This is a genomic window from Pseudomonas mendocina (genome assembly GCF_900636545.1).
Lineage (GTDB): Bacteria > Pseudomonadota > Gammaproteobacteria > Pseudomonadales > Pseudomonadaceae > Aquipseudomonas > Aquipseudomonas mendocina.
In genome coordinates this window covers 2,269,131-2,292,148 of record NZ_LR134290.1, presented here as the reverse complement: position 1 = coordinate 2,292,148, position 23,018 = coordinate 2,269,131, and the positions used below count along the sequence as shown (strand labels likewise).

Genomic DNA, 23,018 nt, shown 5'->3' with positions numbered 1-23,018 from the left:
CCTCCCCTCTTTGGGCGAAACGCCGCGTGCATCGTATCCAGCGATCTCACTGAGTACCGCGCCCACTCCAGCCCAACTCATGCTGAGCTGCCACAGCATCTGAATCGGGCAAATCCCCCCTAGTGTCGTCCGCAAGGCATGGATACATCCCTTGCCAGCCGTGCTTATTCCTGAAAAGCAAATCCCTATAACTAAATCTTCCATATATTTATCTTGCACACTAATGTTTATCGCAATACAGTTCTCCCCATGGAAACGGTTGGCGAACAAATGATTAGCGAACCAATCCATCCCCAACTCACCGACAAGGATCACCGCCATGACTATCGAAAACGTTCTCTACCGTGCAACCGCTGAAGCCTTTGGTGGCCGTGAAGGCCGCGCCGTTTCCTCCGACGGCGTCCTCGATATCGCCCTGACCACCCCAAAAGAGCTTGGTGGCGCCGGCGGTAACGGTACCAACCCGGAGCAGCTGTTCGCGGCCGGCTATTCCGCCTGCTTCCTCGGCGCCCTGAAATTCGTCGCCGCCCGCGACAAGCTGAGCATCCCGGCTGACACCTTCATCGAGGGCACCGTCGGCATCGGCGCCATCCCCACCGGCTTCGGCATCGAAGTGGAACTGCGCATCAGCCTGCCCGGCCTGGCCCCGGAAGCCGCACAAACCCTGGTGGATCGCGCGCACATCGTTTGCCCGTACTCCAATGCCACCCGCGGCAACATCGACGTCACCCTGACCATCGTCTGACAGATAGCAGGCAGCGCTCGCGGCCAGAGCCCGAGCGCGGCCTCAAGAGGAGAACCACCATGAAAACCCGCACCCTGTTCGCCACCGCACTGACCGCCATCGCACTCAGCGCGTCGCTCACCACCCTCGCCCACAGCGCCGAGGCCACGCCCTACCGCTACGGCCAGAACCTGGATATCGCCAAGGTGATTTCCATCGACGTGCCCAATAGCCCGCAGTGCGAAGTGGTGACAGCGCAGATGACCTACCGCAACAGCGCGGGTGACGTGAAGGTTCTCGACTACGAACAACTCTCCAGCGTTTGCACCAACCAGAACTGATAGCCAGCAGCCCAACTGATCGACAGGAGCTTGACCATGAACATTTCTCGCACTCTGACCGCCGGGCTGCTCGCCCTGGCCATCAACAGCAGCTTCGCCGCCGGCAGCCCCGGCGTGGAACGTACCACTCAAGGCTTCCTCGATGCCCTGGCCGCTGGCGGCGGGCAGCCGCTGGAAAGCCTTTCGCCGAAAGACGCCCGTGCCGTGCTGGTCGGCGCTCAGGCCGGGGTCAAGGTGGATGTGTCAGGTATCGTCGTCGACACCAAGGTGATTCAGGTGAATAGCCAGTCGCTCACCCTCAAGGTGGTGCGTCCTGAAGGCGCTCGCGGCATTCTGCCCGGCTTCATGTTCTTCCACGGCGGTGGCTGGGTACTGGGTGATTATCCGACCCACGAACGCCTGATCCGCGACCTGGTGGTGGGCTCTGGCGCGGCGGCGATCTACGTCGATTACACGCCGTCGCCTGAGGCCAAGTACCCGACCGCGATCAATCAGGCCTATGCCGCGACCCAATGGGTCGCCGACAACGGCAGCCAGATCGGTGTCGACGGTTCGCGCCTGGCCGTGGCCGGCAACAGTGTTGGCGGCAACATGGCTGCTGTGGTGGCCATCAAGGCCAAGGAAGCCGGTACGCCGAAACTGCGCGCTCAGGTGCTGCTGTGGCCGGTGACCGACGCCAACTTCAACAATGCGTCGTACAACCAGTTCGCCGAAGGCCACTTCCTGACTCGCGGCATGATGGAATGGTTCTGGAACAACTACACCACCGACCCGAAACAGCGTAACGAGATCTATGCCTCGCCCCTGCGCGCCAGCCTCGAACAACTCAAAGGTCTGCCGCCGGCTCTGGTGCAGACTGCCGAGATGGACGTGCTGCGCGACGAAGGCGAAGCCTACGCCCGCCGCCTGAACGCTGCCGGCGTGCCGGTGACCGCCGTGCGCTACAACGGCATGATCCACGACTACGGCCTGCTCAATGTCGTGGCTGAAGTACCAGCGGTACGCACTGCCCTGGATCAGGCCGCGCAGACGCTGAAGAACAGCCTCAAGTAAGCGACTGAAAAACAAAACCCCGCCACCGGTAAGGTCGCGGGGTTTCGTTTTTTGTGGGGCGGCTTTTAGCAGCGGGTTGTTTCTGTCGCGGCTAAAGCCCCTCCCACCGTACCGCGAGATTACGCCAAGCTACGCACCTGTTCCCAGGTCAGATCCAGGCATTTGCGCGCCTTCTCCACCAGCTCATCCACTTCCGCCTGGCTGATTACCAAAGGCGGCGCGATGATCATGGTGTCGCCCACGGCGCGCATGATCAGACCGTTGTTGAAGCAGTAGCCACGACACACCATGCCCACGCCCACATCACCCGAGAAGCGCTTGCGCGTGGCCTTGTCCCGCACCAGTTCGATGGCGCCAAGCATGCCGACGCCGCGCACTTCGCCCACCAACGGGTGATCGGCCAGCTCACGCAGGCGCTTTTGCAGATAGGGCGAGGTTTCTGCCTTGACCCGCTCGACGATGCCTTCTTCCTTGAGAATGCGCAGGTTCTCCAGCCCCACCGCCGCCGCCACCGGGTGGCCGGAATAGGTGAAGCCGTGGTTGAAGTCGCCGTGCGCTTCGATCACCTCGAACACCTTGTCGCTGACGATCAACCCGCCCATCGGCACGTAGCCCGAGGTCAGGCCCTTGGCGATGGTCATCAGGTCAGGCTTGAGACCGTAATGCTGGCTGCCGAACCACTCGCCGGTACGGCCGAAACCGCAGATCACCTCGTCGGCGACGAAGAGAATGTCGTACTTGGCGAGGATTTCCTTGATGCGCGGCCAGTAGCTGTCCGGCGGAATGATCACGCCACCGGCGCCCTGGATCGGCTCGGCGATAAAGGCCGCCACGTTTTCCTCGCCCAGTTCGAGAATTTTCTTCTCCAGTTGGTCGGCCGCCCAGATACCGAAGGCGTCCGGGGTCATATCACCGCCCTCGCCGAACCAGTACGGCTGCGGGATATGCGCAATACCCGGAATCGGCAGGTCGCCCTGCTCGTGCATGAACTTCATGCCGCCGAGGCTGGCGCCGGCCACGGTGGAGCCGTGGTAGCCATTGTCGCGGCCGATAATGATTTTCTTCTGCGGCTGCCCCTTGCATGCCCAGTAGTGGCGTACCAGACGCAGCATGGTGTCGTTGCCTTCCGAGCCGGAGCCGGTGAAGAACACGTGGTTCATGCCGGCCGGCGCCAGCTGGGAGATGGCATGGGCCAGCTCCAGCACCGGTGGGTGCGCGGTCTGGAAGAAGGTGTTGTAGAACGGCAGCTGCAACATCTGTTTGGAAGCTGCAGCGACCAGTTCCTCGCGGCCATAGCCGACGGCCACGCACCACAGGCCGGCCATGCCATCGAGGATCTTGTTGCCCTCGCTGTCCCACAGGTGCACACCTTTGGCCTCAGTGATGATGCGCGGGCCCTTCTCGGCCAGCTGCTTGTAATCACTGAACGGCGCCAGGTGGTGAGCCTGGCTCAGCGCCTGCCAGTGTGCGGTTTTCGAGTTATTCATGTCGCCTCCTTCGATCCGGGACATCACAGGTACCAGCGGTATTCGCGCGGGCTGATGTCGTGCATGAAGGCCAGGTGATCCTGGCGTTTGTTCTCGCAATAAACCATGACGAACTCGCTGCCGAGGCCGGCGGCGACGCGCTCGCTGGCCTGCATGCGGCGCACGGCGTCGAGCATGTCCTTGGGAAAGTCGACGCCGCTGGAGCGGTCGTCATTCAGGGGTGCGATGGGCTCGACCTGGGCGTCGAGGCCCTGCTCGATACTGGTCAGCAATGCCGCCAGCACCAGATAGGGGTTGGCATCGGCGCCCGGCAGGCGGAATTCCAGGCGCAGGTTGCGCGCGTCGGACTCGGGGATGCGCACGCAGGCGTCGCGATCCTCGAAGCCCCAGCTGGCCTTGCTCGCCGAGTTCACCTGGGCGCCAAAGCGACGGTAGCTGTTGTGGTTCGGCGCGTAGATCGGCATCAGCTGCGGCAGCAGTTCCAGGCAGCCGGCCACGGCATGGCGCAACGGACGCTGCTCGTCACGCGCCAGCAGGTTGTCGCCCGCCTCATCGTAGAGGCTGACGTGGATGTGCATGCCGCTGCCCGGATACTGCAGGTAGGGCTTGGCCATGAAGCTGGCGCGATGACCATGCTTGAGCGCCACCCCACGGGTCACCCGGCAGAACAGCGCCGACCAGTCGGCAGCCTGCAGCGGGTCGGCGTTGTGGCTGAAGTTGATCTCGAACTGCCCCGGGCCGATCTCGGCGGTGATCACCGTGGTGTCGATGCCCTGCAGACGCGCGGTCTCGCTGATGTCGTCGAGCACCTCGGCAAAGCGCGAGAGCCGCTCGATATGCATGTTCGGCTGATCGTCGGCATCCCCGCTCACGTCATCGCGCGGGTACTGTGGCAAGCCGTCCTTGAGCGCCTTGTCGAATAGATAGAACTCCAGCTCGAAGGCCACCACCGGGCGAATGCCACGTGCCGCCAGGCGCTGCACCACGCGCGCCAGCACCTCACGCGGCTCGAACTCGATGGGCGCCTCGGTGCCATCGGAGCTGATCAGCATCTGCCCCATCGGCTGACGCTCCCAGTTCACCAGCTTGAGCGTGCCGGGGATCAGTCGCCGTGGCGCGTCCGGGTCGCCGTCATGGAAGCAGTAGTCGCCGATCTCGTAGAGGCCGCCCTGGGCGCCAAGCAGCACGCAGTTCTGCGGCAACTTCAGGGCGCTGCCGGCAGCGACCTTCTCCAGCATCTCGATGGGGTAGCGCTTGCCGTAGAAATGCCCGGGGATATCCAGACAGATCAGGTCGACGAAGCGCACCTCGGGGTGGGCCTGGCGGAATTGGCGGACTTCGTCGAGCAGCTCGACTCGGGTGGCGTTCATTGTGGTTATTTCCGATTCACGGGAGGTCAGGTGTAGATCCACAACACCCGCGCAGGGGTGTCGCCTTGGTTGGCATAACGCAGGTGCGCATAGCTCGGCACCTGGAAAACATCGCCGGGGTAAAGGGTGGCGCTCTGTTCGTCCTCGCCCAGCCACAACGTCAGTTGGCCTTCGAGCACGTAGCCGGCTTGCTCGGAGCGGTCGCTCATCTGCCGCTCGCCACTGCTGGCGCCCGGCTCGAGCAGGCTGTCGACCACCATGAAGGCGCCCTGCAGCGTGGGCGAGGCCATGATGTCGGTGATGCCACCGGCCAGGTACAGGGTGCGGCGTTCGTCGGGGCGGGTGACCCAGTCCAGCGCCTTGGGTTTGGGCAGGCTGTAGAAATAGGTGGTGGGTACGTCGAGCGCCTCGGCGATGGCGGTCAGATCCGCCACCGTCGGGCGCGACAGACCACGCTCGACCTGCGAGAGAAAGCCCACCGAACGGCCAATGCGCTCGGCCAGTTCGTTGAGGGTGACCTTCTTGTGCTTGCGCAGGTCATGGATAAGCACGGCCAGGGCCGCCATCTCCAGGTTCTGGTTCATCTCGGCGCTGTCCATGTCAAAAGCTGTCTCTCAGTCGATACCAAGCCTTGCCGATGGCCTCCAGGGGCGCGGCCAGGCGTTCGTTGAAGGGAAAGTCGGGGGTGCGCAGTTGCTGGTACAACGCCAGTACGTCTTCATGGCCGAGAATGGCATCGCTGACTGCTCGTGCAGCCGCCAGGGTCGGCAATACGCCATGACCGGAAAAGCCCTGTAGCCAATAGCGGCCGTTCTCGCCGCCGATATCCGGCGTGCGCGCACGGGTAATGTCGATATGCCCGCCCCAGGCGAAGTCTATGGCTACGCCTGCAAGTTGCGGAAAGACGCGCTCGAGGAAAGGCCGCGTGGCAGCAGCCATGTCCCTTGGCAGGCCGCCCAGGTAGGTGCAGCCACCGCCGAACAACAGTCGGTGATCCGGCGTACGTCGGAAGTAATCGAGGACGAACTGGTTGTCGGTGACGCAGGCGTTGCGCGGCAGCAGTGATTCGGCACACTCGGCGCCAAGCGGTTCGGTGGCGACCTGGTAGGTGCCGACCGGCAGGATACGCCGGGCCAGACGCGGCTCCAGATCGTCGATATAGGTATTACAGGCCAGCACAAGTTGATCGGCCTGCACGCTGCCCTGCTCGGTGCGCACGTGGTAACCGTCGCCCTGCTTATTCTGACTAAGTGCGCGGCTCTGCTCGAAAATCTGTCCACCGGCGCGAACGAAGGCCTCGGCCAGCCCGAGCGCTAGCTTGAGCGGGTTGAGGTGGCCGGCTTCTGGGTCATAAAGACCCGCCTGATAGCGCTCACTGGCGACCCATTGCGGCATCTGTTCGCGAGAGACGAACTGCAGCGCGCGGTGCCCCCATTTGTAGGCGGCCTGCTCCTGCCATTCATGCAGCAGGGCTACGCGTCGCGGCAGCACCGCCGTCCACAGGTGCCCACGGCGGTAATCGCAATCGAAGCCATGCCGTTGCGGTAGTTCACGTAGCTCGCGCGCCGCCCAGGTCATGCCGTCCCAGAGGCGGCGGGCACGCTCAAGGCCGAGGGCCTTTTCGAGCGGCGGCATATCGCAGGACCAACCAAGAATCGCCTGCCCGCCATTACGCCCGGAGGCGGCCCAAGCAACGCGACTGGCCTCCAGCACAATCACTCGCCGCCCCGCTTCTGCAAGACGCAGAGCGGTATGCAGACCACTGAAACCCGCGCCGATCACCAGCACATCGCACTGCAGGTGCCCCTGCAGAACCGGATATGGCCTCAGTCGATCCTCGCAACTATGGGCGTAGTAGCTGTCGACGTGCTCACTGGCGTGGCGAAACATAGACGACCCATGAAATTTAAATTAATTAATTTCATGAAAATCTATAGAGATAAATTCATAAAGGCAAGCCGAGCGGCTTAGCCAGGCGCCTCTACAGCTTTGGACACGAACTCAAGCGACCTGCTGCTGCCACTCCACCGCACATTCGAGATGAGCGAACAGCCCCTCGTCTATCGCTTGCGCCAATATCAGGCGCAGGCCTTCGCTGTCGAGGAAAGCGTCTCGTGAGGCCGATGATTGCCACTGCCCCTCCACGTGCCAGGTCAGCGGATCACTGCGCAACGAGAACACTCGCAAGCCTAGGCAACCGGGCACGTCTCGCCCCACTTCGTCTAGTCGGGCCAGGCACTGGCCCAGCCGAATCGAGCGATCGTGGCGGGCGCGAATGGTCATGCGATGAATGATGCTCATGGCAACCTCCTGGAATTGGATCAATACAGACCGGCAGCATTCCGCTGCAATACATGGGGCGCCGCTTGCGGCTCGTCGCAAGCCGCTTCGCCAACAGCCTTGGAGTCGAGCCAGGCGGTGGCGAGCAACAACAGTGTCAGCGGTGCGATCAACCATTTACTGGACATCGCTCGCTCCTTGATTGGCTCATTGGGCACCACTCAGCGGGTGACAGGGCTAATGCATGCGTTCGAACCAACGTAGAGACACGGCGCGATGGAGACAGAGATTAGTGAGAAGGTCATCAGGGTGTTAGCCGATTACTGGCAAATTATTGCCTAAAACTGCATGACCAAAAATTGCAATACCCGGGTGCACGGAACGTGCAAGATTCGTTGAAATACTCTGTATCACTGGCCATTTGCCCATTACTGGGAAATATTTGCCTAATCCTGTCGTCGCTCATGACTTGCCTGAAAAACCTGGCTAGGCTTCGCTGACTTTCCGGAGGCGCGCCATGCAGTCACCCATTCACACCGCTACAAATCTCGACACCCCTCTTGCCGAACTCAGCCATGAAATGGCGCGCCTGGTCGATCGCTTCGTACCCGAAGACGGTTTGCACATCACAGCCATTCCCGGCCTCAAACTGGCGCGCGCAACCTCGCCAAGCCTGCCGATACAGACGGTCTACGACCCCTGTCTGTGCATCATCGCGCAGGGCCGCAAGGAGATCCGCCTGGGCGACGAACTCTATGTCTACGACCCTCTTAACTACCTGGTAGCCTCAGTGGTATTGCCGGTGACTGGCCGTGTGATCGAGGCCAGCCCGGAAGCGCCGTATCTGAGCCTGGCGTTGGAAATCGATCCGGCACTGATCAGCAGCCTGCTGACCGAGATGCCACCCATCCCGGCGCCAGACGCGGCCTCCCAGCGCGCGCTGTTTCTCGACCGTCTCGACCCACGCCTGCTGGACGCGGTGATCCGCCTGCTGCGCCTGCTGGAAACCCCACGCGACATCGCCATGTTGGCTCCGCTGGCCCTGCGCGAAATTTTCTATCGCATGCTACTCAGCCCGCAGGGCCATCGCCTGCATGAAGTGGTGATAGCGGACAGTCAAAGCCAGCGCATCTCCCGCGCCATCGAATGGCTACGCAAGAACTTCGACCAGCCGCTGCGTATCGAGGAGCTGGCCCGCGAGGTGAACCTGAGCCCGTCGACCCTGCACCATCGCTTCAAGGCCGTCACCGCCTTCAGCCCGCTGCAATACCAGAAGCAATTGCGCCTGCAGGAGGCTCGCCGCCTGATGCTGTGCGACAACCTGGAAGCGGCTGCGGCGAGCTACCGCGTAGGCTATGAAAGCCCATCGCAGTTCAGCCGCGAGTACAGCCGCTTGTTCGGCGCCCCACCACAGCGTGATATCGCGCGCCTGCGCCAGGCTGCGCAGAATCAGGTAGCGTCCTGATCACCGTTTTCCGTGGGAGGCGCCTCAGCGGCGAGCTTTTTCGCCTCGTTCAGGCTGATCGCGGCTAAAGCCCCTCCCACGCCAGCAGCTACAACCCCATCTGCTTGGCGATGATCTCGTTCATGATCTCTCGCGTGCCGCCGCCGATGGAGAGGATGCGGTTATCGCGATACAGGCGCTCGACCAGGCTTTCGCGCATGTAACCCATGCCGCCCATGATCTGCACCGCATCGTAGGTCAGGCGGTCAGCGATATCGGTGGCGAAGTTCTTGGCCATGGAAATTTCCTTGATCACGCTCCTGCCGGCCGCCATCTGCGCGGCCTGGCGGTAGGTGAACTCACGGGAGACTTCGAGCTGCGTAGCCATCTCGGCCAGGCGGTGCTTGAGCACCTGGAACTTGCCCACCGGCTTGCCGAACGCCTGGCGCTCACGCGCCCATTTCATCGACTCCTCCAGGGCCAGTTGCGCGGTCATGTTGGCCATGATCGCCAGACTCAGGCGCTCGCTCTGAAAGTTGGCCATGATGCAGGCGAAGCCGGCGTTCTCCACACCGATCAGGTTTTCCACCGGCACCTTGCAGTCGTCGAAGAACAGCTCAGCAGTGTCGGAGGCCCACCAGCCCATCTTCTTCAGCTTGCGGCCGACGCTGAACCCCGGCGTCCCCTTCTCCACCAGCAGCAGGCTGACGCCGCCGAAGCCCTCGCCGCCGGTGCGCACCGCCACCGTGTAGTAGTCGGCACGCACGCCGCTGGTGATGAAGGTCTTGCTGCCATTGATGCGGTAGTGCTCGCCGTCGCGCACGGCGCGCGTCTTGAGGTTGGCCACGTCGGAGCCGCCAGTGGGCTCCGTCACCGCTAGCGCCATAATCTTCTCGCCGGCCAGCACCTGTGGCACCACGCGCTCGCGCACAGCGGGCTTGGCCCATTTGACGATGGGCGGCAGGCCGATATCCAACGAGCCGAGCCCGGCCACCAGTCCGCCCGAGCCACTGCGCATCAGTTCCTCGCTGGCTGCGACCTTGGCGAATACATCGCCCTCGTGGCTGCCGCCGAACTGCTCCGGGTAGCCAATACCGAGAATGCCCGCTGCACCTGCCTTGAGGTACAGCTCGCGAGGAAACTCCTCGGTCTCCTCCCACTCATCGATATGCGGCAGGATCTCGCGCTCGACGAAACGTCGGACGGAATCGCGAACCAGTTGGTGAGACTCATCGAAATACGACTGAGGGGCGGCCATGCGGGTACTCCCGTTATTGTTTTGGCCACCCTAACCTAGCGCTTGCTTGGTTTTCAAGCGGGCGTTTCATTTCTGCTCGCGCAGCACCTTTCTCACACGCTCGCCCATTTCGTAGGCAGGCCCTTCCACCGACTGGAAGTTGCGGGTGTAACGCTGGGCAAAGCCACTGGTGCCCCACTCGCGATACTGCTGCACATGCCAGAGCTCGTGCGCCCAGAGCACGGAATCCTCGGCGGCCGCTTGCGCATCTCGAAACACCACCACATCGACCAGGGTCACGGCCTGCACGTCCGGGTTCTGCAGCATCACAGTGGCCGCATCCATCTCGTCGGTGATGCCCACGCGAAAGCGCACTTCGTCCAGCAATGAATCGTCGTAGAAGGGCGCAAGCTGCGCTCGAATCATCAAGGGGATGGGTTCGGTACCTGCCCTCAGTGCAGCCTGGCGCGACTGCAGCAACCAGGCCTCAAGCCGAGCGGCAGCGAGGTTCAGGCCATCTTCGCGCACTCGTACCGGATCAGGCACACAGAGGCAGGAGCCGCCCAGGCACACCTGTATCTGCCCGGCCGGGCATTGCGCCTGCGCAACCAGAGGCGCTCCCAGCATGAGCAGCAGAGTACCAAGGCGCAGAGTGTCAGTGATCACAGGCACTCCGAATCGGAGGGTTTTGACGGCTTACAGACTGATCGGACGACGGCCAGCCAGGGCGTGAGCCAGGGTACCGCCGTCGACCAGCTCCAGTTCGCCACCTAGCGGCATGCCGTGAGCAATGCGCGAGGCGACCAGGCCCTTGCCCGCCAGAATCTGCGCAATGTAGTGCGCCGTGGCCTCGCCCTCTACTGTCGGGTTGGTGGCCAGGATCACTTCACTGAAGGCGCCAGCCTCGATGCGTTCCAGCAGTTCGGGAATGCCGATGGCTTCCGGACCCAGACCATCGAGTGGCGACAGATGGCCCTTGAGCACGAAATAGCGCCCGCGATAGCCGGTCTGTTCCACCGCATGCACGTCCATCGGACCCTCGACCACACAGAGCACACTGTCGTCACGACGCTCGTCGAGGCATAGCTGACAAACTTCATCTTCGCTGAGGCTGCGGCAGCGCTTGCAGTGACCCACGCCCTCCATCGCCGCATTGAGCGCCTGCGCCAAACGCTGACCACCGCTGCGATCACGCTCGAGCAACTGCAAGGCCATGCGCTGCGCAGTCTTCTGCCCGACACCGGGCAGGATGCGCAAGGAGTCGATCAGTTGGCGAATCAGGGGGCTGAAGCTCATGGAAGTCCTGCAAAAGTTGGCGGGCAATGATCTGGTGGGCTAAAGCCCACCCTACGAACGGGTGCGCTTTGCACACCATCACCACGGGGCGACCAGACGGCATGTAGTACAAGGCGCGAAAGGCCGCGAGCACCGGAGTTTACGTCTGTAAATGAGGATGCTCGGGGCCTTTCGCAACGCAGTAATGCGTGCCGGCTGGGCGTCACTGACTCAGAAAGGCATTTTGAAGCCGGGGGGAAGCTGCATCCCTGCAGTCATGCCGGACATCTTTTCCTGGCTGCTCTGCTCGACCTTACGCACCGCGTCATTAACGGCAGCAGCGATCAGGTCCTCCAGCACTTCCTTGTCTTCCTGCATCAGGCTGTCATCCAGGGTGATGCGCTTGACGTCGTGGCGACCGGTCATCACCACGCTCACCAGACCGGCGCCGGACTGGCCAGTGACTTCGGCATTGGCCAGTTCTTCCTGCATCTTCTGCATTTTTTCCTGCATCTGCTGAGCCTGCTTCATCAGGCCTGCCATGCCACCTTTCATCATGTCGGTATCCTCGGTGCTCGGGGTTAACAAGTCGTAGAAAACTAATTAGTGCTGCCTGGCCGTCGTCACGAAACGAACTGCTAGCTAGGTGTATCGATAGGCTCGATGCTGTCGTCGCGCACCTTGGCGGCGAACTGCTGAATCATCTGCTGCACCAGCGGGTCGGCCTGGATCGAAGCCTCGGCGCTACGCTGGCGCTCGGCACGACGACGCGCAGCCGCCTGGGCCGGGGTTTCCTGCTCGGGCTTGCACAGCTCGATGCGCAGTTTGATGCTGCGGCCCTGCTGCTGGTTCAGCGCGTCGTTCAGACGACGCTGCTGCGTCGGGTTGAACAGTGCGCTGTGCGCCGGGTCCAGGTGCAGCAGCCAGTCATCACCATTGGCTTCGATCAGGGTGCAGTTGGCGGCGATGCTGCCAGTCATGCCGCCCAGTCCAAGCTGCGGGAACAGTGACAGCCACTCTGCCGCCAGCCCGGTAGCCGGCTTGGCGGCGGGCAACGGTTCTTCGACCACGGGTGTCGCGGATTCGGCCTGGCCGAAATCGTAGTCGAGTGTTTCGGCGTCCATTTCCACGTAGTCGTAGTCGCCGGGTGGTGGTTCATCGTCACCGCCATCGGTGTCCGTTACAGGCTGCACGATCTCGTTCGTTGCAGGCGCCGCAACCACATCAGTTGCGGCCGCTACAGGCTCAGCGACAGCAGCGGACTGAACGGGTACGGCGGCCGGCTCAGGGCCCTTGGCCGTTTCCCAGGGCACGTCGACTGCAGCCGGCGGCTCAGGGGCAGCTACCTCTGGCTCTGGCTCTGGCTCTGGCTCTGGCTCTGGCTCTGGCTCTGGCGACAGATTGGCAACTGGCGCTGCAAGCGCTTCAACCGCTGGGACTGGCTCTTCTTGCACGACAGGCGATACGGTCGCAACCACGGTGGCCGGGCTGGGCTCGGCAGGAATCGCAACAGCGGGCGCCAGCACGGCGGGAGCGACTGGAGCAGAAACCACTGGAGCCGGCATAGCGGTGCCGGCCACTGGGCTCTGTTGGGAATCAGCAGTGGCCTGGCTGATCCCCAAGGGCTTTAGCGTGACCTTTGGCGCGTCATCAGCGCCCGCCGGGCGGAAAGCCAGCATCCGCAGCAGCACCATCTCGAAGCCACCGCGCGGCTCAGGTGCAAGCGGCAGGTCGCGACGACCGATCAGGGCCATCTGATAATAGAACTGCACGTCTTCTGCCGGCAGCGCCTTAGCCAACTGCAGCACGCGCTCGCGATCGCCCTGGCCGTTATCCACGGCATCCGGCAATGCCTGGGCGATGGCCACGCGGTGCAGCACGTTGAGCATTTCCGCCAGCACGCCGTTCCAGTCCGGCCCTTGTTCGGCCAGATGACGCACCGCCTCGATCAGCGCCCGCGCGTCACCTTCGATCAGTGCATGCAGTACACCGTAGACCTGGCCGTGATCCAGTGTGCCGAGCATCGCACGCACATCGGCAGCCAGCACTTTGCCCTCACCAAAGGCGATGGCCTGGTCGGTGAGGCTCATGGCGTCGCGCATCGAGCCGTCGGCAGCACGGCCAAGCAGCCACAGCGCATCGTCTTCGAACGGTACGTTCTCGGCGGTCAGAACATGAGTCAGGTGCTCGACCACGCGCTCCGGCGGCATGTTCTTCAGCGAGAACTGCAGGCAGCGCGACAGCACGGTGACCGGCAACTTCTGCGGATCGGTGGTGGCGAGCAGGAACTTCACGTGGGGGGGCGGCTCTTCCAGGGTCTTCAACAGCGCGTTAAAGGAGCTGGTGGAGAGCATGTGCACTTCGTCGATCAGGTAGACCTTGAAGCGGCCGCGACTTGGCGAGTACTGCACATTGTCGAGCAGTTCGCGGGTGTCTTCGACCTTGGTGCGGCTGGCGGCATCCACTTCGATCAGGTCGACGAAGCGTCCCTCATCGATTTCCCGACAAACCGAGCAGGTACCGCAGGGCGTGGAGCTGATGCCGGTTTCGCAGTTCAGGCACTTGGCGATGATCCGCGCAATGGTGGTCTTGCCTACACCACGGGTGCCGGTAAACAGGTAGGCATGGTGCAGACGCTGACTGTCGAGGGCGTTGATCAGGGCTTTGAGCACATGGGTCTGGCCGACCATTTCGCGGAACGAGCGCGGACGCCATTTACGTGCAAGAACCTGATAACTCATGGAAAACCGTCATGTGAGGAAAGCAAAAGTGGGCTAATCCTAGCGGAGCAACCGGCAAATTGCATCCGCCAACCGAACCCCTTCGAGCGCGCGCAGGGGCTCGGCAGATAGCGCTGTTCAAATCTTGAACAATGGCGTATCATCCTCGCCGTTAGTACCACGCTGCAAGTCAAAAAGGCCCTTGCACCTCCTCGCTGGTTTCCCGGTTCATCGTCTAGCGCTCCCTGCGCTGCCGCCCTCCCCGATCCCACCTGCTGACTGACCAGGCCAACTCGCCGCTCATCGGTGCTGTTTCTCTGCCTGCCTCCGACGTACCGACCACGCCGAAGAACCGTAACAATGGAACTTTATCGTGCCAATAAAGCTCCGAATGGTTTACTTGCTAAGGCCGCATTTCGGCCAACCTCATGGAGCAATACAACGCGCATCGATGCGCACATGTTTTAAGGAAATACCTAGAAAAATGAATACTCAACATCAGATCCAGAAAGCCATCAGCACGCTGACTCACGCCTTCGCACCTTTCGACTGCCGTATCCAGGCCGCACGCAAGGGCAGCTTCAGCTTTACCCTGGTCGACAAGACCGGTATCGCCCAATACAGCCAGCGCCTGTACCCAGGTCAGTACAACGACGATTCGCTGCAACAGGTGATCGAGCGTACCCGCCAGTCGCTCACGGCCTGAACCAATTCACCATCCCGAGGTCCAAGCTGGCCAACCTCAGGATGGAGTAGGACATGGAACTCACCAACCAGCAACTCGTCGATCATCTGTTCAATCCGTTGCGCGCCAGCTTCAGCTCGCCACGCCCGGATGGCAGCATCATCCTCGCACTGCTCGACGAGAGCGACAGCACCGTCTATAGCCGGGTCCTGGCCAAGCCACAGATCACCGACCAGGATGCCTTCGCCCAGAGCCTGGAAGAGATTCGCCTGGAGCTGGCGGTGCGCGCCGGTAACATCCCGGCCGACCTGCGCAAGACGCTCAAGGAACAGGACAGCGTGTTGAACTATCGCACAGCCTGATTTCCCCTCTCGTCCGTCATGAAGAACGCCCGTTGCCCCCTGGCACCGGGCGTTTTCGCTTGGCCCCGCGACATTCAGCTGTCGTAAAGCGGCGTCATGAATGCCGTCGCCGGTCCCTTCTCGCGCGCCAGCGCTCGTTCCAAATCGGTAAATTAATTGATTCAAATCAAGAGATTGCGGCAAATACGAGAAATAAAATCACGCCCGAACCAATTCCCGTGAGCGACTCACAGTGCCAGGTGATCACCGCTAACAACCACTAACCCAGTAATCCGCCAGTCCAGCACTGGTGTGGCACAAGGAACACGAGCACCCCGGGTTTTCTTCACTTCATGTCGAGGGAAACCACGATGAAACACAACCATCTTGCTTTTCTCCTGGCCAGCCCCCTGGCCATCGCCATAGCCACCGCAACGGCGGCCAACGGCGCCCCTGAAACCGAGCACATCACCAACCATAGCTGCAGCCTTCCCGAGGGCGGCCAGGTGATCGGCGGCCAGGCCACCATCACCCAGCACGGCAACGCCATGGACGTGAACACGTCCACACACCGCACCACCATCAACTGGCAGCGCTTCAATGTCGGCCCGGACAACAAGGTCACCTTCATCCAGCCTGACGGCAAATCCATTACGCTCAACCGGGTGCTCGGCGGCGACCCGTCGAAGATCTATGGCGCTCTCACCTCCAACGGCCAACTGATTCTGGTCAACCCCAACGGCATCATGTTCGGCCCCAACGCCCACGTTTCCTCCAGCGCGCTGGTGGCGAGCGCCGGCTTCCTCACAGAGGAACAGGCCCGGCAATTCGCCGAAACCGGCAAGCTGGACATCCACCTCACCGGCAACGTGACCAACCAAGGCTGCATCACCGTGCACGACAACGGCATGGTCGCCCTGCTGGGCGCCCAGGTGAACAACGCCGGGGTGATCGAAGCCCACAAGGGTATGGTCCAGCTCGCCACCGGGCCACAAGCCGCCCTGGACTTCTACGGCGACGGCCTGCTGAACATCGCCATCGCTGGCGAGCCTGGGGAAAAGAACAGCGTCAACGCCGACGTCAAAGGCGGCGTGCACAACAGCGGCGAGATCGACGTCGGCAACGGCACCGTCGCCATGAGTGCGGCCCGGGCTACCAAGCATCTCGACTCGGTGATCAATATAGGCGGCGCTGTCATTGCCGATTCGGTGACCAATGACGGCGGCACCATCGTTCTGGCCAACTCCGCACAAACCGCTGTCACCGGCCAGCTCAGCGCCAAGGGCGTGAACGGCGGTGAAATCCGCATTCTCGGTGACGAGGTGACTGTCGCCGGCAACGCCCAGGTCGACGCCAGCGGTACACAAGCCGCAGGTGGCAAGGTGCTGGTGGGCGGCAGCTACCAGGGCAAGGGCAGCGAGCCGGCTGCCAGCCGCACCACGGTGGCCGAAGGTGCCCAGCTCAAGGCGGACGGCAAGACCGATGGCGGCCAGGTGGTGGTCTGGAGCGACGGCAAGACCCATTTCGCCGGCAGCGCCAGTGCCCAGGGCGAACGCAAGGGGGGCGTGGTCGAAACCTCTGGCAAACAGCTGACCATCGCTCCGCAGGCCCAGGTCAATGCCAGCGGTGGTCAGGCTTCGGGCAAATGGTTGCTGGATCCGGAAACCGTGAACATCGAGGCCGAAGGCGGTGCTCCCGGCAGCGATACGGTGGCCGCCAGCGCGATTGCCTCGGGCCTGAAGAACAGCGACGTGGAGATCAGCGCCAGCCAGCGCATCAACGTCAACTCGGCGGTCATCGCCCAGGATGCCGGTTATCACACGCTGTACCTGCAGGCCGACGGCACCGCCGCCCCGGTGAGTGTCTACAAGGACACCGGCGATCCCTTCGCCGATGCCAAGCGCAACGACAGCGGCTCCGTCTATATCAATGCGCCGATCCTGCTCCAGGATGGCCACCTGTACATTGCCGCCAGCGGCGACGTGCTGCTCAACAACCCCACCGGCTCGCAGTCCGGCGATGCCGGCTACCTCGGCCGGGCGATCATCGACGTCGGCAACGGCACGATCTGGATCAAGACTTCCAACAGCGCCTCGGTCATCCAGCAGCAAGGCACCGCGCTGATCGGCAAGAACGTGGCCGTGGAAGGCGCCAGCGTGCTGCTCGACAGCCCGCTCAACCATGCTGGCACACTGGCGGGCAAGGCCAGCAATGGCAAGTTCATCTATAACCAGACCTCCAGCGACGGCGTACACACCGGCAAGGTGCAGGTCACCCATGATCGCGTCACTGAAACCCAGGACGGCGTCAGCGCCTCGGCCATCGCCAAGCTGGGCGAGCACTGGATGTGGGAACGCACCGGCGAGGAGCCGCACCACCTCACCATCGACGAAAGCACGCCGTTCCAGTACCTGGTCTTCGAGGCACTGGAATATGTCGATCACAAGAACCATCAGCCGATCGCCGGCGACAAGACCGACTCTGACTACTGGGTCTCGTCGCTGACCTTCAAGAACCCCACCACAGGCGATGTCTGGGTGGTGTCCTCGAACCCGGCCGTAGCCAGCGGCATATCCGTCACCCGCAATGGCGAAGCCACCAGCGAGCTGCCGCCGGGCTTTGCCCTGGGCACCCCCATGGGCAGCGTGACCGCCTCCACCCAGGGCTGGGGTGTCACTGATGGCAAAGGCGATCAGGGCCATGAGGCGGCCTCCAACGCGATCAACCGCAATGGTGCCGAGAATGCCTCGGATCAGTTGGTCGTGGACCTGGGCAGCAGCACCTCCAGCGTCGATGCCGAAGCCAATGACCTGTGGCATTCGGGCAACAAGTACGAGAGCGGCGTTGTCAGCTTCCTCGGCACCAAGGACACCAGCCAGGACGGTGGCGTTACCCTCAAATCGCAAACCGCGCAACTCGAGGGCAAGATCGCTGACGCCCAGCGTGAATATGGCGATGCCAATCCCGACTTCACGGCCAGCGTCGGGCTGCCGGAAAATGCCTCCGAGAACAGCAAGGCGGTCAAGGGCGTGGACGACTTCGTCGATCGCCAACTGAAGCAGGATCGCTTCGACGTCAAGGTCACCCCGAGCACCGAGGCCACCGCCAGCTCCGATGTCGGCGACTACACCGTCGGCGGCAGCATCGATGCCAGCGGCTATGCCGGACAGCGCTACCAGGCCTCGGTCAAGGAAGGCACGCTGCATGTCACCCCGGCCGAGCTGACCGTTACCGCTAATGACAAGCAGAAAGTCTATGGCGACGCCGATCCGGCTCTCGACTACAGCGTTTCCGGCGCCAAGCTCGGCCAGACCGGCGAGCAACTGCTCAATGGTGGCGCGCTGGTGCGTCAACCCGGCGAGAACGTCGGAAACTATGGTATCGAACAGGGTGAACTCGCGCTGAACAACGGCCTGGGTGGCAACTACACCCTGACATTCGTCGATGGCCAGCTGCAGATCACCCAGGCCACGCTGGATGTCACGGCGCAGGACAAGAGCAAGGTCTACGGCGAGATCGACCCTGCCCTGACCTACGTGGTCTCCGGGCTGAAGAACGGCGATACCCGCGAGCAGGTGCTGAGCGATGGCACGGTCAAGCGTGAGGCTGGTGAGAACGTCGGCACCTATGGCATCACCAATGACAGCCTGGCCCTGCTGAGCAACAACTACATCCTGCAGTTCCATGATGGTGTGTTCAGCATCACCCCGGCCGACCTGACCGTCACCGCCAAGGACAAGAGCAAGGTCTACGGCGACGCCGATCCCAAGCTCACCTTCGAGGTGAGCGGCCTCAAGCGTGGCGACACCGCGACCTCGGTGCTCAACGCCGGTACGCTGGAGCGCGAGAGCGGTGAGAACGTCGGCCAGTACGGCATCCATCAGGGCACCCTGGACCTGAACGGCCAGGCCGGGCAGAACTACGTGCTGCACTACGTGGACGGTGACTTCTACATCACCCCCGCCACCCTGACCGTCGATGCCGATGGCAAGACCAAGGTCTACGGCGACTTCGACCCGGCGCTCACCTACAGCGTCAGCGGCCTGAAGAACGGCGATGCCCAGGCCGACGTCCTGGCCGGCGCACTGAGCCGTGCCGAAGGCGAGAACGTAGGCACCTATGCCATCGGCCAGGGCAGCCTCGACCTCACCTCGGGCAAGGGCCAGAACTATGTGCTGAGCTTTAGCGGCGATGACTTCACCATCACCCCGGCAAGCCTGACCGTCAGCGCCGATAGCAAGACCAAGGTGTACGGTGACCTCGATCCCAAGCTCACCTACAACGTCACCGGTCTGAAAAATGGCGACAGCCAGGCCGAAGTGCTCAATGGCGGCGCGCTTGTTCGCGCTCCCGGCGAGAACGTCGGCGACTACGCCATCGGCCAGGGCGAGCTCGGCCTCGGTGAAGGCAAAGGTAGTAACTACGTGCTGTCCTTCGTGGATGGCAACCTGGCCATCACTCCCGCAACCCTGACCGTGGAGGCACAGGACAAGAGCAAGGTCTATGGCGATGCCGACCCTACCCTGACCTACGTGGTTTCCGGGTTGAAGAACGGAGATAGCGCTGCCTCGGTGGTCGGCGGCGAGCTGACCCGGGAAGCCGGCGAGAACGTCGGCAACTACGGCATCATCAACGACAGTCTGGCTCTGCTGAGCAACAACTACGTCCTGCAGTTCCATGATGGGGTGTTCAGCATCACTCCGGCCGAGTTGACCGTTACCGCCAACGACCAGAGCAAGGTCTACGGCGACGCCGATCCCAAGCTCACCTTCGAGGTGAGCGGCCTCAAGCGTGGCGACACTGCGACCTCGGTGCTCAACGCCGGTACGCTGGAGCGCGATGCCGGTGAGAACGTCGGCCAGTACGGTGTCCATCAGGGCACCTTGGACCTGAACGGCCAGGCTGGTCAGAACTACGTGCTGCACTACGTGGACGGTGACTTCTACATCACCCCCGCGACCCTGACCGTCGATGCCGATGGCAAGACCAAGGTCTATGGCGACTTCGACCCGGCGCTCACCTACAGCGTCAGCGGCCTGAAGAACGGCGATGCCCGGGCAGACGTCCTGGCCGGCGCACTGAGCCGTGCCGAAGGCGAAAACGTCGGCACCTATGCCATCGGCCAGGGCAGCCTCGACCTCACCTCGGGCAAGGGCCAGAACTACGTGCTGAGCTTTACCGGCGATGACTTCACCATCACACCGGCAAGCCTGATCGTCACTGCCGACAGCACGACCAAGGTGTATGGCGACCTCGATCCCAAGCTCACCTACAGCGTGGCCGGCCTGAAGAATGGCGACAGCCAGACCGAAGTGCTCAATGGCGGCGCACTGAGCCGCGCTCCCGGCGAGAACGTCGGCGACTACGCCATCGGCCAAGGCGAGCTCGGCCTCGGTGAAGGCAAGGGTGGCAACTACGTACTGTCCTTCGTCGACGGCAACCTGGCCATCACCCCGGCCACCCTGACCGTGGAGGCACAGGACAAGGGCAAGGTCTACGGCGACGCCGATCCGACCCTGACCTACGTGGTCGCCGGGCTGAAGAACGGCGATACCGCTGCCTCGGTAGTCAGCGGCGAGCTGACTCGAGAAGCTGGAGAGAACGTCACTCCCGAAGGCTACGCCATCACCCAGGGCACGGTGGAGCTGAGCAGCGGCAATTACCGCATGGTGTTCAAGGACGGCAAGCTGCAGGTTTCCCCAGCCGAACTGACCGTCACCGCCGACAACAAGACCAAGGTACAAGGCGAGAAGGACCCTGCGCTCACCTACAGCGTCTCTGGCCTGAAACGCGGCGACTCCGCCGATGTGGTTAAGGGCCAACTGAAACGCGAACCCGGCGAAGCCCCCGGCCAGTACGCCATCGGCCAGGACGGCAGCCTGACCGCGGGTAACAACTACACCGTGACCTTCGAGGGCGGCACCCTGACCATCACCGGCCCGCTGGCCCCTGACCCGCTGCCGCCGCTGCCGGTCACCGCGCAATCGCCCGGAAACACCCGTTGCACCGCTGTCGAATCACCCTCGGCAGTCTCGGCCAACTACTCCATCTCGCCGGCTGTGATCCGTACCTATGCCGTGCAACTGGTCTGCAAACCCCGGTCCTATGGCGACACGACCAGCACCGTACCGACCCTGCTGGACGTACTGAGCTACGCCAACAGCCGCTTCGAGAACGGCAAATTCATCGTCCCGGACTGGAACCGTACCCTCATCCCTAACGAGCTCAGCGCTCCGACCCAGGGAGGTAAATAGTCATGAACGCACATCCTTCCAAACTCACTCGGGTGGCCGCAGCAGTACTCTCCGCACTGATGCTGATTGACGGCACCCAAGCCGTGGCTGCCCCGCTGGGGCAGCTGGACCCTGGCCGCGTGGAGGTTCCCGATCGCTCGGGAACCCGCAACTCCGTTACCACCATGCCTGGCACTCTGGAGCTGCCTGCAACCATCATCACTCCAGAGATCGAAGAGCAGCCAGAGGAGATGACCGTTCTACCCGGCAATATGACCCGCTTCCTGGTGAAGAAGGTCAACATCGTCGGTGCCAATAGCTACCCGGCAGGCACCTTCGCCTCCCTGGCCAGCCGCCTGGAGGGAAACCGGGTAAATATCCAGGAGATCAACGAGGTGGTGAATACCATCACCCAGCGCTACCGCAAGGCAGGGTTCCTGCTGGCCAAGGCCTATCTCCCGCAGCAACGCCTGGAAGACGGCGTCCTCACCATCCAGGTGTTCGAGGGTAAGGTCAACGAGGTGACCTTCAGCGGGCCTTCCAATACGACCCTGGAGCGTTATGCCGAAAACATCCGCAACGAGACGCCACCGACCAGCACGACCATCGAACGCAACCTGCTGCTGATGAACGACGTTTCGGGTAACGACAGTCGGGCGATGCTGCAGGCCTCGCCGGTCGAGGACGGCACCGACCTGGCCGTGGAAAACAGCTTGCGCAAATACGAAGGCTTCGTCGGTTTCGATAACCGCGACAGCCGCTACTTCGGTCCCTGGCAACTCTACGGCGGCGTTGGCGTGAACGATCTGACCGGGCGCGGCGACCATCTTGGCGTACGCGCCGGCCGCTCCATCGAGGGCAACAAGATGACCTTCGTCGAAGGCCAGTACGAGTTGCCGCTGGGCAGCAAGGGCGACGTGCTGAGCCTGCTCGCCCAGCACAACGATGGCCATGCCGACACCTACTCGTTCCTCAACCCCAACAGCTCGGGCGATACCTTCGCGCTGCGGCTGACCCGCCCGTGGATACGGCTGCGCGACGAGACGCTGAAGACCTCGGCGGCCTTCACCTACTACAACGGCACCTCCGAGTACCTGGATGACAAGAGCCTGCCGCCCTCCAGCGAGGACCGCATCCGCGCCCTGCGCCTGGGCGCCAGCTACGACTGGTACGACGCTTATGGCGGCAAGAACCTGCTCAAGGCCGAGCTGAGCCAGGGGCTGGACATCATGGGGGCAAGCAGCGAGAGCCGCCTGAACCCGTCCCGCGAACAGGGTGAGACCGACTTCACCAAGCTGCAAGTGGATGCACAGCGTATCCAGGACCTGTCGGGCCTCATGCCGGGCCTGAACCTCTACCTCGCCGGCAGCGCGCAGACTGCGTTCGGCCAGCGCCTGCTCTCACCCGAGCAGTTCGGCGTGGGCGGCAGCGAGTTCGGCCGGGGCTACGACCCGTCGGAGATCACTGGTGACAGCGGCATCGCATTGAAGACCGAGCTGCAGTACAACCATGTGCATGCGTTCAACGACTACGCCGTACCAACGCAGTACTACAGCTTCTGGGATGCCGGCAAGGTGTGGAGCGAAGAGCCGACCTGGGTTCGCTCGGAGAGCCTGTCATCGGCCGGATTCGGCGCCCGGATCAATGTGTTCAAGGACACCTACGTATCGCCTGAGGTCGCCTTCCCGCTCACCCGCTCGGTATCGGCCAGAGAGCTGGATGACGATAACGGCAAGGCGCCCAGGTTCTACATCAACTTCCTAAAACTCTTCTGAGAAGGTGAACATATGCTCGGCAACACCCCTGGCCTTTTAAGCCGGCGACGATG

19 protein-coding genes are annotated in these 23,018 nt (G+C 62.6%); 8 read left to right on the top strand and 11 right to left on the bottom strand.

What is annotated here, in order from left to right:
- The first annotated feature begins 319 nt into the window (after positions 1-319).
- From EL191_RS10500 to EL191_RS10490, 3 genes are read left to right on the top strand one after another with little or no spacing between them, the layout of a single operon-like run.
- The gene (locus EL191_RS10500) at positions 320-745 is read left to right on the top strand and encodes an organic hydroperoxide resistance protein (RefSeq protein WP_041978677.1); all 426 of its coding nucleotides are present in this window, start codon (positions 320-322) and stop codon (positions 743-745) included.
- A gap of 59 nt (positions 746-804) precedes the next feature.
- Positions 805-1,065, top strand: a complete 261-nt coding sequence (locus EL191_RS10495; RefSeq protein ID WP_041978674.1) for a DUF2790 domain-containing protein — start codon at positions 805-807, stop codon at positions 1,063-1,065.
- Positions 1,066-1,101: 36 nt separating this feature from the next.
- Positions 1,102-2,118, top strand: a complete 1,017-nt coding sequence (locus EL191_RS10490; protein WP_013715199.1) for an alpha/beta hydrolase — start codon at positions 1,102-1,104, stop codon at positions 2,116-2,118.
- 119 nt (positions 2,119-2,237) lie between these two features.
- On the opposite strand, the gene EL191_RS10485 is transcribed toward EL191_RS10490, so the two are convergent.
- The 6 genes from EL191_RS10485 to EL191_RS24400 all read right to left on the bottom strand — a co-directional run bounded on the left by EL191_RS10485 (position 2,238) and on the right by EL191_RS24400 (position 7,443).
- On the bottom strand, positions 2,238-3,605 hold the full coding sequence (locus EL191_RS10485; RefSeq protein WP_041978672.1) for an aspartate aminotransferase family protein: 1,368 nt from the start codon (positions 3,603-3,605) through the stop codon (positions 2,238-2,240).
- 23 nt (positions 3,606-3,628) lie between these two features.
- Complete coding sequence (locus EL191_RS10480) at positions 3,629-4,975, bottom strand: glutamine synthetase family protein (protein ID WP_041978669.1); 1,347 nt, start codon at positions 4,973-4,975, stop codon at positions 3,629-3,631.
- Positions 4,976-5,001: 26 nt separating this feature from the next.
- Complete coding sequence (locus EL191_RS10475) at positions 5,002-5,559, bottom strand: helix-turn-helix domain-containing protein (RefSeq protein WP_026042256.1); 558 nt, start codon at positions 5,557-5,559, stop codon at positions 5,002-5,004.
- A 16-nt stretch (positions 5,560-5,575) separates the two neighbouring features.
- Positions 5,576-6,865: an NAD(P)/FAD-dependent oxidoreductase gene (locus EL191_RS10470; RefSeq protein ID WP_041978667.1), complete on the bottom strand. Its 1,290-nt coding sequence runs from the start codon at positions 6,863-6,865 to the stop codon at positions 5,576-5,578.
- Between the two features lie 111 nt (positions 6,866-6,976).
- Positions 6,977-7,276, bottom strand: coding sequence for an antibiotic biosynthesis monooxygenase (locus tag EL191_RS10465; protein WP_041978666.1), 300 nt, complete (start codon positions 7,274-7,276; stop codon positions 6,977-6,979).
- 20 nt (positions 7,277-7,296) lie between these two features.
- The gene (locus tag EL191_RS24400) at positions 7,297-7,443 is read right to left on the bottom strand and encodes a hypothetical protein (protein WP_017363918.1); all 147 of its coding nucleotides are present in this window, start codon (positions 7,441-7,443) and stop codon (positions 7,297-7,299) included.
- Between the two features lie 329 nt (positions 7,444-7,772).
- Between EL191_RS24400 and EL191_RS10460 the strand changes: the two genes are divergently transcribed.
- Positions 7,773-8,720 carry an AraC family transcriptional regulator gene (locus tag EL191_RS10460; RefSeq protein WP_017363919.1) on the top strand — a complete coding sequence of 316 codons (948 nt, stop codon included), beginning with the start codon at positions 7,773-7,775 and terminating at the stop codon, positions 8,718-8,720.
- Between the two features lie 88 nt (positions 8,721-8,808).
- Here the strand turns inward: EL191_RS10460 and EL191_RS10455 are convergent, their stop codons facing one another.
- The 5 genes from EL191_RS10455 to dnaX form a co-directional block, all read right to left on the bottom strand.
- Complete coding sequence (locus tag EL191_RS10455) at positions 8,809-9,957, bottom strand: acyl-CoA dehydrogenase family protein (protein ID WP_041978664.1); 1,149 nt, start codon at positions 9,955-9,957, stop codon at positions 8,809-8,811.
- A gap of 66 nt (positions 9,958-10,023) precedes the next feature.
- The gene (locus EL191_RS10450; RefSeq protein ID WP_041978662.1) at positions 10,024-10,602 is read right to left on the bottom strand and encodes an eCIS core domain-containing protein; all 579 of its coding nucleotides are present in this window, start codon (positions 10,600-10,602) and stop codon (positions 10,024-10,026) included.
- A gap of 30 nt (positions 10,603-10,632) precedes the next feature.
- Entirely contained in the window at positions 10,633-11,232 is a 600-nt protein-coding gene (gene recR / locus EL191_RS10445) for a recombination mediator RecR (RefSeq protein WP_013715190.1), read from the bottom strand.
- Positions 11,233-11,442: 210 nt separating this feature from the next.
- Positions 11,443-11,769, bottom strand: a complete 327-nt coding sequence (locus EL191_RS10440) for a YbaB/EbfC family nucleoid-associated protein (RefSeq protein ID WP_041978659.1) — start codon at positions 11,767-11,769, stop codon at positions 11,443-11,445.
- An 80-nt stretch (positions 11,770-11,849) separates the two neighbouring features.
- Positions 11,850-13,952, bottom strand: coding sequence for a DNA polymerase III subunit gamma/tau (gene dnaX / locus EL191_RS10435; protein WP_041978656.1), 2,103 nt, complete (start codon positions 13,950-13,952; stop codon positions 11,850-11,852).
- A gap of 463 nt (positions 13,953-14,415) precedes the next feature.
- Between dnaX and EL191_RS10430 the strand changes: the two genes are divergently transcribed.
- The 4 genes from EL191_RS10430 to EL191_RS10415 all read left to right on the top strand — a co-directional run bounded on the left by EL191_RS10430 (position 14,416) and on the right by EL191_RS10415 (position 22,965).
- Positions 14,416-14,637, top strand: coding sequence for a hypothetical protein (locus tag EL191_RS10430; RefSeq protein ID WP_013715188.1), 222 nt, complete (start codon positions 14,416-14,418; stop codon positions 14,635-14,637).
- A gap of 53 nt (positions 14,638-14,690) precedes the next feature.
- Positions 14,691-14,978 (top strand): DUF3509 domain-containing protein, encoded by a 288-nt coding sequence (locus EL191_RS10425; RefSeq protein WP_041978654.1) that lies wholly within the window; start codon positions 14,691-14,693, stop codon positions 14,976-14,978.
- A 350-nt stretch (positions 14,979-15,328) separates the two neighbouring features.
- Positions 15,329-21,211, top strand: a complete 5,883-nt coding sequence (locus EL191_RS10420; RefSeq protein ID WP_052435032.1) for an MBG domain-containing protein — start codon at positions 15,329-15,331, stop codon at positions 21,209-21,211.
- Between the two features lie 2 nt (positions 21,212-21,213).
- A complete protein-coding gene (locus EL191_RS10415) occupies positions 21,214-22,965 on the top strand; it encodes a ShlB/FhaC/HecB family hemolysin secretion/activation protein (protein WP_041978652.1) in 1,752 nt (583 codons plus the stop codon).
- The last annotated feature ends 53 nt before the right edge of the window (positions 22,966-23,018 follow it).